This is a genomic window from Brevundimonas sp., from assembly GCF_004210735.1.
GTDB lineage: Bacteria > Pseudomonadota > Alphaproteobacteria > Caulobacterales > Caulobacteraceae > Brevundimonas.
Genome location: NZ_SDZL01000007.1, coordinates 53,606 through 68,025, shown reverse-complemented (window position 1 = coordinate 68,025; position 14,420 = coordinate 53,606). Strand labels below are relative to the sequence as shown.

General features: G+C 66.5%; 21 protein-coding genes and 1 tRNA gene. 7 read left to right on the top strand and 15 right to left on the bottom strand.

Annotation, left to right across the window (positions count from 1 at the left end):
• From EON91_RS02825 to EON91_RS02815, 3 genes are all read right to left on the bottom strand, one after another.
• The coding region (locus EON91_RS02825) for a TadG family pilus assembly protein (RefSeq protein WP_292091456.1) at positions 1-708 on the bottom strand (708 nt) is incomplete at its 3' end.
• Positions 708-1,133, bottom strand: coding sequence for a TadE family protein (locus EON91_RS02820; RefSeq protein WP_292091454.1), 426 nt, complete (start codon positions 1,131-1,133; stop codon positions 708-710). The genes EON91_RS02820 and EON91_RS02825, both read right to left, overlap by 1 nt.
• 178 nt (positions 1,134-1,311) lie before the next feature.
• Positions 1,312-1,389, bottom strand: a tRNA-Arg gene (locus tag EON91_RS02815).
• Between the two features lie 145 nt (positions 1,390-1,534).
• On the opposite strand from EON91_RS02815, the gene EON91_RS02810 reads away from it, so the two are divergent.
• Positions 1,535-1,768 (top strand): hypothetical protein, encoded by a 234-nt coding sequence (locus EON91_RS02810; RefSeq protein WP_292091453.1) that lies wholly within the window; start codon positions 1,535-1,537, stop codon positions 1,766-1,768.
• Positions 1,769-1,774: 6 nt separating this feature from the next.
• Positions 1,775-2,071, top strand: coding sequence for a hypothetical protein (locus EON91_RS02805; protein ID WP_292091452.1), 297 nt, complete (start codon positions 1,775-1,777; stop codon positions 2,069-2,071).
• An 81-nt stretch (positions 2,072-2,152) separates the two neighbouring features.
• On the opposite strand, the gene EON91_RS02800 is transcribed toward EON91_RS02805, so the two are convergent.
• Together EON91_RS02800 and EON91_RS02795 are read right to left on the bottom strand one after the other, a co-directional pair.
• On the bottom strand, positions 2,153-2,710 hold the full coding sequence (locus EON91_RS02800; RefSeq protein ID WP_292091451.1) for a hypothetical protein: 558 nt from the start codon (positions 2,708-2,710) through the stop codon (positions 2,153-2,155).
• Complete coding sequence (locus tag EON91_RS02795; RefSeq protein ID WP_292091449.1) at positions 2,707-3,159, bottom strand: D-Ala-D-Ala carboxypeptidase family metallohydrolase; 453 nt, start codon at positions 3,157-3,159, stop codon at positions 2,707-2,709. The genes EON91_RS02800 and EON91_RS02795 overlap by 4 nt, the downstream gene beginning before the upstream one ends.
• A 60-nt stretch (positions 3,160-3,219) precedes the next feature.
• Here EON91_RS02795 and EON91_RS02790 point away from each other — a divergent pair, with 60 nt between their 5' ends.
• From EON91_RS02790 to EON91_RS02770, 5 genes are all read left to right on the top strand, one after another.
• Positions 3,220-3,597 (top strand): helix-turn-helix transcriptional regulator, encoded by a 378-nt coding sequence (locus EON91_RS02790; RefSeq protein WP_292091448.1) that lies wholly within the window; start codon positions 3,220-3,222, stop codon positions 3,595-3,597.
• Positions 3,598-3,659: 62 nt separating this feature from the next.
• Complete coding sequence (locus EON91_RS02785) at positions 3,660-4,130, top strand: helix-turn-helix transcriptional regulator (protein WP_292091446.1); 471 nt, start codon at positions 3,660-3,662, stop codon at positions 4,128-4,130.
• A 10-nt stretch (positions 4,131-4,140) separates the two neighbouring features.
• Positions 4,141-4,491, top strand: coding sequence for a hypothetical protein (locus EON91_RS02780; protein ID WP_292091445.1), 351 nt, complete (start codon positions 4,141-4,143; stop codon positions 4,489-4,491).
• A gap of 7 nt (positions 4,492-4,498) precedes the next feature.
• Entirely contained in the window at positions 4,499-4,960 is a 462-nt protein-coding gene (locus tag EON91_RS02775) for a hypothetical protein (protein ID WP_292091444.1), read from the top strand.
• On the top strand, positions 4,915-5,181 hold the full coding sequence (locus EON91_RS02770; RefSeq protein ID WP_292091443.1) for a hypothetical protein: 267 nt from the start codon (positions 4,915-4,917) through the stop codon (positions 5,179-5,181). The genes EON91_RS02775 and EON91_RS02770 overlap by 46 nt, the downstream gene beginning before the upstream one ends.
• Before the next feature lie 178 nt (positions 5,182-5,359).
• On the opposite strand, the gene EON91_RS02765 is transcribed toward EON91_RS02770, so the two are convergent.
• The 10 genes from EON91_RS02765 to EON91_RS02720 all read right to left on the bottom strand — a co-directional run bounded on the left by EON91_RS02765 (position 5,360) and on the right by EON91_RS02720 (position 14,411).
• On the bottom strand, positions 5,360-5,662 hold the full coding sequence (locus EON91_RS02765) for a hypothetical protein (RefSeq protein WP_292091442.1): 303 nt from the start codon (positions 5,660-5,662) through the stop codon (positions 5,360-5,362).
• A complete protein-coding gene (locus EON91_RS02760) occupies positions 5,659-6,042 on the bottom strand; it encodes a hypothetical protein (RefSeq protein ID WP_292091441.1) in 384 nt (127 codons plus the stop codon). The genes EON91_RS02765 and EON91_RS02760 overlap by 4 nt, the downstream gene beginning before the upstream one ends.
• 54 nt (positions 6,043-6,096) lie before the next feature.
• The gene (locus EON91_RS02755; protein ID WP_292091439.1) at positions 6,097-6,492 is read right to left on the bottom strand and encodes a helix-turn-helix transcriptional regulator; all 396 of its coding nucleotides are present in this window, start codon (positions 6,490-6,492) and stop codon (positions 6,097-6,099) included.
• Positions 6,493-6,498: 6 nt separating this feature from the next.
• Positions 6,499-6,624 carry a hypothetical protein gene (locus EON91_RS02750; protein ID WP_292091438.1) on the bottom strand — a complete coding sequence of 42 codons (126 nt, stop codon included), beginning with the start codon at positions 6,622-6,624 and terminating at the stop codon, positions 6,499-6,501.
• 74 nt (positions 6,625-6,698) lie between these two features.
• Complete coding sequence (locus EON91_RS02745; protein WP_292091437.1) at positions 6,699-8,348, bottom strand: M14 family metallopeptidase; 1,650 nt, start codon at positions 8,346-8,348, stop codon at positions 6,699-6,701.
• A gap of 48 nt (positions 8,349-8,396) precedes the next feature.
• Complete coding sequence (locus EON91_RS02740) at positions 8,397-10,688, bottom strand: hypothetical protein (protein WP_292091436.1); 2,292 nt, start codon at positions 10,686-10,688, stop codon at positions 8,397-8,399.
• Positions 10,689-11,069 carry a hypothetical protein gene (locus tag EON91_RS02735; RefSeq protein WP_292091435.1) on the bottom strand — a complete coding sequence of 127 codons (381 nt, stop codon included), beginning with the start codon at positions 11,067-11,069 and terminating at the stop codon, positions 10,689-10,691.
• The gene (locus tag EON91_RS02730) at positions 11,069-11,662 is read right to left on the bottom strand and encodes a hypothetical protein (RefSeq protein ID WP_292091434.1); all 594 of its coding nucleotides are present in this window, start codon (positions 11,660-11,662) and stop codon (positions 11,069-11,071) included. The genes EON91_RS02735 and EON91_RS02730 overlap by 1 nt, the downstream gene beginning before the upstream one ends.
• Positions 11,662-12,324: a hypothetical protein gene (locus tag EON91_RS02725; protein WP_292091432.1), complete on the bottom strand. Its 663-nt coding sequence runs from the start codon at positions 12,322-12,324 to the stop codon at positions 11,662-11,664. Before EON91_RS02725 ends, EON91_RS02730 begins: the two co-directional genes overlap by 1 nt.
• Positions 12,324-14,411, bottom strand: coding sequence for a hypothetical protein (locus tag EON91_RS02720; protein ID WP_292091431.1), 2,088 nt, complete (start codon positions 14,409-14,411; stop codon positions 12,324-12,326). The genes EON91_RS02725 and EON91_RS02720 overlap by 1 nt, the downstream gene beginning before the upstream one ends.
• Between the last annotated feature and the right edge of the window lie 9 nt (positions 14,412-14,420).

Genomic DNA, 14,420 nt, shown 5'->3' with positions numbered 1-14,420 from the left:
GCCGTCAGCCCCGCCCGCCACCGTCTCCAGCACCCGCAGCGCCCGCCCGGCGTCCACCTCGTGCCGCAGCAGGGCGTCATAATCCCCCGCCTCGACCCCCAGATCGACCGCCAGGGCGTCCAGCCATGTCAGCAGATCGACGTCCAGATCCGCCAGCCGCCGATAGTCCATCAGGTTCAGCGACACCTTCGATCCCGTCAGCCCGCCCAGCAGCTGGTTCAGCAGGCCGCCGTCCAGACTGGCCAGCCGCGAGCCGATGGAGAAGGCGGCCATGGGCGGGTTCTGAGGGATGGCGGCGGTGGCCGAGCGACTGACCGTGATCGTCTCGCGCCCCAGGATCCACCGCCCGAAATACAGCTTCGCCTCGCTGTCCAGCCGCACCCGCGCCGCATTGGGGCGCAGGCCGCCGGGGATGAAACGCTCTTGTGGCTTGCGCTCCCGATCAGGGGTGTAGACGCCCGTGATGGTCGCAGGCTGAACCTGACGGCCCAAATTGTCGCGCGCCGTCGCCTGCGCCGCCGCCCCCGCCCGGGGCAGATCCATGGCCGCGGACAGGGCCGCCAGATCGGCCGCCCCCTGCACCCGCCGCGCCTCCAGGGCGATGGAGCCCAGATCGACGCTCAGCGCCGCCAACCCGCAGATCAGCCCCCCGGCCACCGCGCCCATGACGGCGACGCCGCCGCGATCGTCTCGAAGAAGCCGACGCATCAGTATCCGCCCGTCCGCACGGCGGCGGATCGCTCAATGACATCCGGCGGGGGCGGCACAATCACCGACAGGGCCATCAACGGATGACGGCTGACGTCATAGGCCACACGCACGACGATGACCTGCGATGTGGTGTCCACCTCGACCTGCGCCCGGGTCGGGTCCAGTCCGGTTGTGGCCTTGAGGTGCTCGCCGACGAACCGCCGCGCCTCGGCCGCCTGCTCCGTCGGGTCCAACCCGCCTATGGCCGCCCGGGCGCCCTCGGCGGCTGCCGACTGGATGCCCTGGGCCAGCCAGAACCAGCCGCCATAGACCACCATGCCCATCAGCAGCAGAACGAACACCGGGCCCACCAAGGCGAACTCGACCGCCGCCCCGCCCCGCCGATCCCGCGCCAGAGCCTTCCACACAGCGATTCCCGCCATGGCGTTCCTCCCGTTCAGAACAGAAGGCTGACACGCACAGGTTAATCGGAAGTGACGCAAAGGTTGTATAGATGGATATAACGCACCTAATGCGAGCATTCCTTCTCGTGACAACAACCTGCCGAGACGTGCGCCGCAGTGGCGGGTCCGGTTTGATCGGTGATGTGAAAGGAGAAAATGGCGCGCCCGGAACGATTCGAACGTCCGACCCTCAGATTCGTAGTCTGGGGAAATCCTCCTACCTATCAACGCTCGCCTTCGGCCTGAGGTGTAACACTTCGCACCGGTTCACCCGCTTGCCAAGGGGGAGTTACCAGGGAGAACATTGCGAGAACATTTCTCTTGCTCACGAACCGGGTTCGTCAGTAGGAGTCCGCGGGGTCGGTGTCCGGAGGTTGATCATGTCAGAAGACGAAACACTGGCGGTGGACGCCGATCTCGAAGAGCGCCTGCACCCGCCCCCTCACGCATGTTTGCCCGAAATCCCGGCGCCCGGCTCGAACGTCGCCTATCTGTCCAAGGACGAGCACGACCGCCTCATCTCCGTGGCGATCACCCTTGGGCTGGGGCAGTTCCGTATGATGTCGGAACACGACCATCGCCTGGACCTTGAGCGCCGTCTGCGGCGAGGATGACCCGTCATGGGTTACAGGCGGCCCGAGGCGCGGCCGCTCCACCATCACCTCACCACGCCCAGCTCTATCAGCCAGATGCGGCGCGCCGGGTGGCGAGTGATGGCGCGATGTCGGGTCTGCGATCTGGATCTGCGCATCGACCTGGACATCATGGTCCGCCTGAACGGCGGCGACCTGGTGCTGTTCGGGAAGACGTGTCGCTGCCGGCGGCTGGGATGCGCCGGCCGGATGATCTTCATGGGCACCCCGCCGGGCGAACAGGTGGGCGTCTTCTATCCGCTGCGGCGGATCGAGGGACTGTGAGATGCATGAAAGCCTGCAACGCAAAAAGGCCCGCCCGGCGAACCGGAGCGGGCCTTGATGCGGAGCCTGAGAGCTCAACGCTCAGGGATCATTCATCAGCGCCTGCTGCTGCCGCACCCAGTCCTGCAAGGCGCTGAACCGGGCCGCGTCGGCGTGACAGACCCCATAGTTTTCGACGATGGCCGACCCTAACCGGGACGGGGTGACGTCGCTGGGCTCAGCGTTCCCGGCGGCTCCATCAGGCTGGCGGGCGGGGTCGGGAATCGCGGCGACGCCGGCGGCGGCCGCGTCATGCAGGCGCACAAGGCCGACAGGCAGAGCAAAGCGCAGATCAGCTTCAACAGGGACATAGACCGGAACCTCCTTGATCAGGGTCTGTGTGACGGTGCGGATGCGCACCGCTTCCTTCTCCGCCCCGGCATCGACCGTGGCGGTGATCTGGGCCTGCGACCGCTCGACCCTCAGGGCATTGGCGATCGCCAGGCGTTCGCGCGCATCGGTTTCGGCCCGCGCGTCGGCCGCGTCGGCGCCCGCCTTCCAGGCGCGCACGGTCCAGCCCGAGCCAGCGCCCAGCGCCAGGCACGCGGCGGTCGTCAGGGCGTAACCCTTCCAGCCCGCCAGGGCGGCCAGCGCCCTCACTTGGCGGCCCCGGCCGAATACACCGTCCGCCCCGCGACCTTGCGCGCCTTCAGATACTGACGCCGCGCACCAGGGCCAAAGCCGATATGCACCCACTGGCCGAACTCTTCGATCAGCTGGTCGAAGGCCTTCAGGTTCGCCGCCAGGTGACGCGCGACTTCGGTCGGCGTGCCAAACCCGGGGCAGATGAAATCGACGGCGTGGCCGCTCCGATGCGCCGAGGTGGCCGATCCGCCGACCGCCTTGTTCACGGCAGGTGAGCGATAGCCCGACAGCACGATGATCGGCTTGTTTCCCAGCAAGGCGCGCACCTGTTCCATCCGCGCCGCCGTGGCCTCCAGCGTGGCGCGAACAGGCGGCGGCGGCACGTTGCTCAAGCCCAGCCGCGCCGCCGCAGCGGACACGGTCAGTTCCTCCAGCGCGAAATGCGCCGAGAGCCTGGTCGTCATGGAATTCTCCATTTCAGATTGTGGGGTGGACTCGGCGGCGCAGCGCGGTATGGCGAAGCCATGGCCCATCGCAGCGCACATACGAACGCGGACTTCGAAATCGCTATCGACCAACAGGTCGGGCGTCGGATCATGGAGACCCGTGTAAAGGCCGGTCAGACCCAGCCCGACCTCGGCCGGGCCATCGGCTTGACGTTTCAGCAGGTCCAGAAGTACGAGAAGGGCACGAACCGGGTCAGCATCTCGCGCCTGATCTCGATCGCCAAGGCGCTGGGCGTCCCGGTGGGCGCCCTGATCCCAGACCCGAACGCCGAACCGATGGATGACGCTCCCGCGCCAGTTCGCGACGCCCTGTTCAAGGCCGTCGAACGGCTGGACGCCGACAACCAGGCTCTGGTGACCGACTTCGCCAGAATGTTGCACAACCGCAGGCGTTAACTGTTTTCTGGACGGCTGCCCGACTCGCGCCCTATCGTCACTTCAGTGGGTGGGGAGTCGTCATGGAGCCGTTGTCGCCAAGGCAGGAGGAGTGTCTTCGACTATCGGCGACGATGTCCGACAAGGAGATCGCCCGCGAACTGGGGCTGTCCCCGCATACCGTCAATCAGCACATCCGCCAGGCCACGGCGCGGCTGGGATGCACCGGCCGAAGGGAGGCTCTCCGCGCCCTCCTCAAAAACTCGTCACCCCCCGCAACCGGGATGGCTGACGGCGCGCCACCTTCCGATGGTGGTTGGGCCTCGGCGGATCGTCCCCCTGATCCCGAAGCCGGCGGCGCCCTCTTCGACCGGCCGTCTGACGCCATCTATCGAAGTTGGGGGCGCTGGCGTGAGCCGCCTCGAATCGGCGGCTCACGCCTACCGCTCATCGTCGGATGGGCGGTCGCCGGAATGGTCGTTCTGATCGTTTTCAGCGGTCTCCTGAACGCCCTCTTCGGAACCTTGGAGATGCTCGAGCCGAGCTTCCGTTGAAGAGGACGCCATGAACTCGAACACTCCCGATCAGAATGCTTTCGCCTCGCTGGTGGCGCACGAGCTAATCCAATCCGAACGTCAGCTGGATGTCAGCGGCGCACGTTTGACGGCGCTGCTCACGACTATTTTCGAAGGGCGGGTTCCCGCCGGCATCGCCGCGTGCGTGGGTCAATCCGGCCTGCAAAAGACGGCGGCGGCGCTTTCGGCGCTCGTAGAAGCCCGAGGCCAGATCATAGGCGCCCACAGCCATTTCGAGCGGGATGGCCGACGCCTCGGACTCGACTGGTCGATGTCCGGCCTGACAGAGTCCAAGCCCATCACCGGCGCTGCCCAAGACGACTTGGCGGCGGCGGCCTGATCAGTCGGTGATTACGCTCTTCTTCCTCTGTCTGACGGCGCTGGGGCTGCTGGCCCTGGTCGTCGTCGGCGGCTGGCCAGAGCGCGTGATCGCCGTCCTGGTGCTGGTGAACATCCTCGCCACCCCGCTCTTGGAGCCTCTCCAGATCGGCCAGTGGCGGGCGGGACTCGCGGCGCTCGAACTCACTCTGTTCGTCGCCATGTGGATCGTCGTCGAAGTCAGAGGTCGATGGTGGCTGACGGCCGCCGCCGGGTTCCAACTGATTGCCGTCGTGTCTCACCTCGTGTCCCTCACCGGCGCCTATTTCATCTGGACGGCAGTGTCGGCGCGCATCGGCGTCGCCGGCCTGCTGAGCCTCACATTCTTGTTCGGCGCCTGGGAAGCCTGGGCCGCCCGACGTTTCGCGCGGGAGGGCGCGACGAAATGGGACGCAAGTGGACCTTTGAAGACGCAGTCGCCGTCTGGCTGAAACTGCGGGAAGCTGACGATGCCAGCGACGACCAAGCATCGGACTTCGAGCAGGCCGAAATCTTCCTGCTGCAACACATGCCGCAATCCGGGGCAGAGGCCGACACCCTGATCCAGGTCATCATGGATCAGTGTGGCGAGCGGTGCGATGGTCTGGATCAGGCTGCTCTGATGGCCCTCCGGGCCTATGTTCGATCCCCCTCGGCCCAGAGGGCTGCATGACTGCGCACGCCGTGCGATGGGGGTTGTCCGAGATGCCCGTGGCGCACTGAGAACGGACGGGCTGGGTTGCTTCCATGAAACTGTTCGACCGCATCGTCGTCGGACTACTGCTGGCCCTCACACTCGCCGGTGCGGCCTGGTCCGCATGGGGCATCTGGATCCGGCTCAGCCGCCTGTTCTAGCGCCGCCTCAGCGAAACCCGCCCGTCCGCTTCGCCATCCAGGGCGTCGACCTTGCGCCACATCGCGGGGCCATAGACTGCGCCCAGGTGAATCACGATCCCGGCCACAAACAACAGGTCACCCAGGCCGGGCGGATATCCCATGAACCGCGCCGGCCCGGCCCACACCAGGCCCGCCGCCATGACGCACAGGCCGATCCGCTGCGCACAACTGACCCGGCCGCCCCAGCCGACGATCCCCGCCAGCGCGACGATCGCCACGATGACGGCGGCCAGCGCCGCGCTCAGCATGCCGATCATGTCGCGCCTCCTGTCGGCGCCGTGGGTGGTCCAATACGCACCTTCAGCAGTGACAGCGGATCGCCCGCCACCCGCTTGATCCACCCCAGCAGCGGCGGCAGGAACCCCATGGCCGAGATCCCGGTCAGGAAATACAGCCCCCCGGCGAACCGTCCCGGAAGCGCGCCGCCCGGCCAGAAAAGCCCGCCGATCTCAACGAACATCGGCCCGATGAAGGCGGCGGACGCCAGCCCGACCGCCAGCGCCACGACCCGGCCCCGCGGGGTCAGGCCGTCCAGGAAGGCCAGGGCCAGCACGGCCCCCGCGATCCCCGGCGCCCACGGTGCGGCCAGGCGCGCCAGTTCAGCCAGCGCCCCGGAAGGCGTCGGTGCATCAGCCATAGAAGGCCCCCTTGGTGGCTCACTGGGAGAAAGGACGGCGCGGCCGTCCTGGGTTCAGGATGCGCCCTGGACGCCGCCCTGATCGATCAACTGTTCCGCCAGCTGGCGCACCCGGCTGCGGGACCGCTCATTCAGCTGGCGGTATAGCGCGATCAGTTCGGGATACTCTTCGACGCGCCGGCGGTGACCGGTCGGAAGGTCGTCGGCCGACGGCAGCAGTCGCCTGACATCGATGTCCAGCGCGCCCGCCAACAGCACGGCCCGCGCCAGCGGAAGGGGCGTGGCCCCCGTCTCGTAGCAGCCGATCTGAATGTTGGTGACGCCGATCAGGGCGCCCAACGCCTTCTGCGACAGGCGCGCTTCCAGACGTTCGAACCTCAGGCGCGCGCCGACCTGACGCATCATGGCGTCCTCGACCTCATGATCGACGTTGAGCGCCCGCCTGGACATGCGGGTTTAGAAGATGCGCTCGAACAGGCTGCGCCCCAGATCGAACATGGACCCCCAGGCCCATACACAGAAGATCACCGCCGCGATCAGGGCCAGAACTCGGATCCATTTAACGCGAGGCGACGAGGTCATGGGCGCGACCCTAAAGAGAGTGCGCCGCACCTTTCAACCCTTACGTTTGTGCATTAAAGCGAGGCCTCTGCAGATCAGGGCGTTTCCGCGAACGGGTTCGGATAGGGGAAAATCTGTTTCATGGCCCCCTCACTCTCACTCATGAAACCGGTGGATCGATAGTACTGGAACTTGGCGACATGATCCGACGGCCGAAACTCTAGCGTCGCCTGATAGCGCAGCAGTTCTATTGTCGCGCCGGGCGTTTCGGTGCTGGTGCGCCACCACAATCCGGCGCGCAGTTGAGGGCCGCCGGAGATCGGTCCGTTGTTTCCAGCGACCGGAATCACAGCCTTGAACGGGATCACACTGACGCGTCCACTCTGAACATCGTCATAGACCTCCCAATAGTCGTTGCGGACGGCCGAGGCCACGGCTACCGGATTTTGTTCGATGCCGATCTTGGGAGTGAGGAAAACCCGCCCCGGGTTTCCGGTGCCAGCGCCAGTTACCCGAACGGTGGCGACTCCGTCGAAGATCATCAGGCCTGCGCCCGGAACTCGGCACATCAGGTTTAGGCCAGGGATATCGGCATAGGTCGTGGCGCTGGTCAGGATGCTGGGGTCGGACCCCGCCGCCCATCGAGCTTGCATCACGAACGGCGCGCATACACGCGCCGAGGGCCTGTCCTGATATGATGCCCGGATTATCAGATTGCCCCAAAACTTGACCGCCCTCGTTGTGGCCAGGCTGGTCCAGCGCGACGAACTGCTTCCGTCTGTCGTCGCCTCGGGCGTGGCGCCTATCAGGCCCCGTGCTGTCGCATAGTTGCCCGCGCTAGGCTGGGGCGCGGCGCCGAAGCACAAGAGATTGTCGTCCGGCCCTTTGATACTCTCGAACACCTCGCGCCCGATGTTGATCGCGGCTCCGCTGTTAAGCGGGTTCGGCGCATAAAGGATGTGGGTGATCGTCTCCGCGCCGCTGGGGCCAGGACCGTTCACGTCGTGCATGTCGAACCAGGCCACCGCCTCCGGATATTGGTCCAGCATATCGCGCAGATACTGTGCCTCGACCTCCGAGAATGGCGCGCTGCCTTTTGATCCTGTCTCGCTGGGGTTCGTCACCACATACTCGGTCCACCGGTAATCATAGTTCCGGTTCAGATCGACCAGCCTGCTGTTCCAGCGTGTCGGCGGCGACTGCGCCAGCCCCCAGGGATTGACGATAGGGACGACGACGATCCGCACATTCCAACGCAGATGCGCTAGGCCAGCATGTGATTTCCAGTTCTGCGCAACCTCTCGCAGGAAAAGGAAGACGCCGATCTGGCTCAGACGCTCGAACCCGTGGGCGTTGCACGTCAGCAGGATCGTCTTTTGCGGATTCGGCGGAGTGAACTCATACCGCCACATGTCGTGCGTGCCGGACTGATCCTTACCCAGCAGCGCGCGGGTGATATAGCCGGGGTGGGCCTGACGCAGCGGCTCCCACAACTGGGCGATATAGCCCTCGGGCGTTTGGCCATTAACGGCGATGATATCGCCGGGCCCCCCGTTCGCGCCCGGCATGGTCGGCGTCTGCCAGATGCTGTCCCCGGCCGCGACGCCGAACCCAGGTTGATTGTCGATCGCCTCGAACAGGGCGCGGCCCGCAGACTTCTCCGGCTCATAGACACCCGAGGCGGGCAGGCCATCGATGTTGTAGTCACGCAGAAACTGGCGAGCGAGATCGAGGATCAAACCCATGGGACGCCTCCATTTTTATGAGGATAGTGGTCGCACGCTGCGACCGGATCAGTAGTACTTGGCCGGCTTCATGTTGTGGCAAAGCAGGCCGTCGACGACGTAGGTCGCGGCGTCATCGACCGTCAGCTGAATCACCCAGCCTTCGCCGGCATCGGCCACGGCCTGGACCGTTCCTGGCCGGGTGCCGTCCAGGGCGGTGCCCTCGGTCAGGTCGGCCAGTCGCCGGAACCGCCCGTTCGCCAAGCCCATGCGATGCCGAGGAGAGAACCGCGGGCTCCGCCCGTCTCGCATATCCAGTCGCGTCAATGCGGACGGGCGGCGGACGGCCGAGGTCACCAGGAAGGCGCCCCACGCGCCCGTATGTTCATGCCGGGTCCAGACCCAGGTCTCGCCCCCGACCACATCGCCCGCGCGGATCTCTTCACCCGGCCCGGTATGGTCCTCATTCGCCAGCAGGACCGGCCCGTCCTCTTGCGGGCACCATCCGCCGGGCGGCGGCTCTTCTTCCGGATACCCGCCCTCATCGTCCGACGTGCTCTGCCAGCCGATGAAGACCCATGCGCCGGTTGTCATGTGGATGGGCGCGGGCGCGATCTCGACCTCGAACCCCACACCCGCTTTCCAGAACACGCCGTAGTCGCTCAGCTCGGTCAGCCCGCTGATCGTCCCGGCAGGAATGTTCAGGGTGGTCCCGTCCGCCATATAGGCGTCGTGCGCCAACACATTGATCGTGTCCTCGGTGGCGTTCGTCACATAGACGATGGACCGGCCGATCGGGATGCGCGCCGCCGGCGCCTCATAGGGATCGCTGATGGGGCGGTCGATCTCGTCGGGCAGCTCGCCCTCTTCCTCGGCCGGAACCCAGCTGTCGATGTTGATGTCGGCCTGGATGACATCGAAGACGACTTCCGATCGCTCGAAATCCATCTCGACATTCATGACCTCACAGACCACGTCCGCCATCGACGGAGTCTCGGGATTCTGAACCCGGATGTAGCGGCGGCCCAACCCGTCCAAGCCATAGATGTCGGCGCGAACCTGCCCGCGGCGCGGGGCGTTCACGCGGCTCATCTTGCGCTTGGCCAGCCGCATCGACTGCCCGCGCCGGGGACACCACGGCAGCGCCAGATCCTCCGGCCGCACCCGCCCCCGCTCGGCGATGTCGCTTTCATCCCGCCAGACGCCGGCCTCGACCACGCTGTAATCGTGATCGGCCGAGACATAGGAGACGATCAGCTCGTTACAGGACTCCTCGTCCGCCTGGCCCGCCTGCCACGAATAGCCGACGATATGTTCGCCGGTCAGGGTGAAGGTCGGCGCCTCATAGCGCCCGGCCTTCAGGATCATGTGACCCTTGCCGTTGATCGACAGCCAGCCGTCCATGACCGCCAGCAGCTGCGACCGCACGGCCGCCGGTTCGGTGTTGGCGAAGAAGTTGCCGGCGACCTGATACCGCTTCTCGGTCCCGCCCGCCTTCAGCGGCACCAGCTGGTCGCAGACAGCCGCCTCGGCCGTCAGGTCCGCCAACACCGGCGCGATGCAGCGGCTCCACTTCCGCCCGAACCGATACCACTCCAGATGCACCAACCAGACGACCGGATTCGTACAGACCTTCCAGGTGCTCTCGTCCGTGCGGCTCTGGCTGGGATCGCGCCAGTCATAACAAACGGGAGCGCCGACGATGGACGGGATGGGCTCCCCATTCGGATAGAATTTTGAGAAATTCTCCTTGTCCCCATGCCAGCAGGTCATGGCCAGCGAGGCGACGCCATCCCCCCGCGCAGACGTGGGCCACAGCGCGCCGAAGTGCGAGGGATCACCGGAGATCAGGCTGTAATGAGTCTCGGTCGCCACCCCCAGGCGGGTCTGGATCTTCATGATCCCGCCGCCGCCATAACGCCCGTCCGACAACCCGTTCACATAGCCGGTGCTGCCGTTGATCGTGACCCGGTCGTCATTCAGATAGATGCGATCGATGGAGGCCAGACGACCCTCACAGATCGCCAGCACCACGCCCAGGCGCTGGGTCTTCCACTCCCGGAACATATAGGCGCCCGACATCCGCGACGGCCCGCCCACGGCGATGCAGCGCAGCGGCCGGGTCTGTTTGCGGGTGATCTTCTGCCCTTCCGGGTCCGGCACCTGCGCCCGCGCGATGGCGCTCAGCCCCACGGTCACCGCCGCAGTCATGCCGACATAGCTGGCGGCATAGGCGGTGACATAGGCGACGTTCGCCATGGTCGCCGCCGTCGTGATGCTGGCGCCGGCCATGTTCGTGAAGACGGCGCTGGCCACCCAGTTGGCGACGGCCGAGGCGGCGGCGGGAATGGCTTGCGGCATTCAGATCCCCCACGCACGAATGACGCGATCGGGCGTCAGAACCTCGACCCCCAGACCCTTCACGGCCCACCGACCGCCCAGGCAGATGGCGGCGAAACCACGCCGCCCGGCCTCGATCAGACCGACATCCCCGCGAACCGGGTTCGTCACTTCGGCCAGGCTGGCCTTCGCCGCGCAATCGGCCATGACCGCCTCCAGCCCGCCCAGCTTTCGCAACAGCCGCTCGCGCCCCAGGGCGGTGCGATACCGCCCGCGCAGATGGGCGGCCGGATCCGGACAGCCGGTCGCCGTCATGACCCAGTCCGCCACCGTCAGGGCGCAGTCCCGCTCCCCGTCGACAAAGGGCCGACAGGCCATCTCCTCCAGAAAGGCGGACAGCATCAGCTGGGAAACTTCACCGTGGACTCGACCCCATACGCCGGCACCCGGTCGCAGAAGGTGTCGGTCGCGCTGCGCCGCTTCTGATCGCCGGGCGTATAAAACGCCAGCTGCGGCCGGGTCCGGTCGGTGAAGGCCGAACCCACCGACAATGTCACCGTCCGCACGATCTGGTCGCCCGACCCGTCCCGATCAATCCGGGGCACATCGGCTTCGCCATCCCATAGCCAGGCGATCGGCGCGACCGGCTGCCAGTCCTCGTCGAAGAAGACGATGCCGATGTTGACGGCCGCGCCGCGCACCTCGTCGACATCGCCGTCCGCCAGCTGAAACGTAGTCTCATCCGCGCCGTTCAGCCGAAACTCGATCCGCTCGGCCAACCCGCCGACCAGCTGCTTGAGCGCAGGCATCTCCTCGACCAGGCCGATCCCCAGATAGATCCCGCCCGTCGTGTCGACTTCATCCGGATCTATCGCGAAATCCGCGATCCCCGTCCACGCCCGCACGACCGACGACTTGCACTGCATGTGCAGGAAACACGACCAGCGCGCCGCCTGCCGCGCGTTCAGGATCGCCTTGACCTCGTCCGACAGCATCAGAACGCTTCGACCCAAAGCGCGGTCGCCTCGACCACCTGCCGGGCGTCGAGCGCGCCCAGGAAGTCGTCCGGATTGGCCAAGCGACAGACACACCCCACCCTCAGGAAGTTCAACTCGGCGCCGCTGGCGATCGCCTCGCGCAGAGGCGGGCGGATCACGACCTCGTCGCCGGCGTCATTGACCCTGGCCACGCGATAACGGCGCACCCCCTTGACCGGATGGGTGATCGAGAAATGCTCACCCCCCTGGATCACGCCCGAGATCATGGCGATGGTCAGTGTCGTCGCGCGCAACGCCGCCGCGGCCGTCGTCACCGCGCCATGGGGTGCAACGGCATAGTCGGTTCCATCCCCGAATGGCGCGCCGTCCGAATGCGGAACGTGGGCGATCGACAGGTCGCCGGGGGCGAAGGGCGCTTCGTGTGACCACGCCACCATCTGACCGACCCCGCCATCCAGCGCCGCCTCGATCGCCCGCCCCGCCTTGATCCGATCGCGGCCGTGCAGCAGGAAGGTCTGTTCACCGACCCACAGGCCGCCGCCATCGGTCCGCGTCAGGCGCGTCGATCCGGCGACGTTGATGCCGCCGCTCATCGCGACGCCCTGCAACCGCCAACGCTCTTGCGTCGGCGTCAGCAGATCCCACGGCCAAAAATCCATCAGGTTGAACCCAGGCGGCGATAAGATTGCTGGATGCCTGCCAATGACCGCTGACCGACGCGCGTCGCCGTTCGGACGGCGCGCGCCTCCCCTGCGGCGACGCGCTGGTTGATCTGGCTCAGCAGATCCTCGGTCACCAGCGCGCCCCTGAGATCAAACACATGGCCGCCGCCGGTCCCGGAATCGCGGCCTGGTCGCCGGATATCCACCATCTCGCCCGGCGTGGTCCGAAATGCGGTCAACTGACTGTCCGGGCCGCCCGATCCGCCTACCCGGAAAGAGCCGCCGGTCTTGAACCCCGGCAGGGCCCCCATGATCGCAGAGCCGATCTTCCCCAACGCCCCCAGCTTACCGCCCTGACCGCTCAGCATGTCAAAGATGCCGGCCAACGCGCCCGACCAATCGCGGGACGAGATGGATTTGAGCACCGAATCCATCGTCGCCTCGACGGAGGCGCCCAGGCCTTGGAACGCCGCGTCGGTTTGGCTGACAGCGGCCAGCGCCGGATCGACCATCGCGTCTTTCAGGCGCGGCCCCATCCAATCCGCGATGGCCACCACCATGTCCGGAATGTAGGAATGCCCCACCACGGCGTCCCACAGATCGCGGAAGAAACCCTTCACCCGCGCCACCTTCTCGCCGATGCCGCGCACGACGGCTTCGAACCTGTCCAGCAGCCAGCTCTTCACCCCCTCGAACGTCCGCTGCGCCCAGGCCACGACCTCGGGGAACAGAGTCTGGAACGCGTTGGCGATGCCGCGCAACGCGGCCATGACGGCTGCGCCCAGGTATCCCCACATGGCGCTGAAGTCGCCCCTCAGCAGCGCGCCCAGCGCACGCAGGATGTTGCTCACCACATTGATCGCGCCCGTGATGATGTCGATGGCTGCGCCGAAAACGCGACTGACGACCTCGCCCCACAGCTTCAGATTCGCCGACGCGCTGTCAGGCGATCCGTCGCCGAAGATGGCGGCGAAGACCTCGCCCACGGCGCCGACCGCTCCCTTCAACGCCTCCCACAACGGGGCCAGCTTTGGGCCGATGTTCGCCTGGATCGATGCCGCAAAGCTCTGGACGATCGGAATGATCTCGTCCCGAAAGGCATAGAAAATCAGCACCACGCCCGCGACCGCCGCGCCCATCGCCAGGAACGGCGCGCCGATGGCGCCTATCACGGGCAGCAGTGTGCCGACCGCCGCAACCACGCCGCCCAGGACGATCAGAACCGGCCCCAGCGCCGCCGCAACGGCGGCTCCGATCAACGCAAACTTCTGTACCTCCGGTGAGGCGCCGGCGAACGTGCGCGCCAAATCCGCGACACGTTGGATCAACGGTCCGACGACATCGCGGATCAGCGGCTCGAAGGCGCCTTCCAGCTCCATCAGCGCGGTCTTCAGCGGCTTCCACACATCGGCGTTGCCGGCGGCCTCGGCCGCCCCGCCGAACTGTCGCTCCAGCTCGCCCAGCATGATGGCCTGTGCGCCGGCCATGTCGCCGACGCCCTGCATCGCCCTGATCTGGTCTTCCTGCTGGGCCGTGAACTGGATGCCGACGCGGCGCAGTGCAGCCAGCCCCCTGATCGGATCGTTCAGCGCCTTGCCGACCATCATGGTCGAGGCCTGAAGATCCTGACCCAGACGCGCCGAGACATTCAGGATCGACAATTGGGCACGATCGAACACGTCCCCGGCGACATTGCCGAAGGTCAGCAGGTTCGCCGTGACCTTGGTCAGGATCTCGTCATCATCCATGCCCGACAGATCGCGCAGGGTGACGGCCGTTTTCTCCAACTGTTCGAACGTCTTCCCGCTGGCGCCGCCCATGCTCTCCAGCGCGGCGTTCACCTGCCCCGCCGCCGCCGCCGCATCTTGGCTGCCTTGGAGCAAATGACTGCCCAAAGCGATGAACGGCGCCGTGATGGCGGCCGACATGCCGGCTCCGACCGTGGCCATGGTCTGACCGACGCTCTGAAGCTTGCCGCCCACGGTCTGGAGGTGCTTTTGCGCCGCGCTCAGGCCGTCGGTAAAGGCGGCGCTGTCCAGCCCCAGGGTGACGCGCAGCGCGCCGACCGTCGCGGATCCCGACATGGCGGCTCC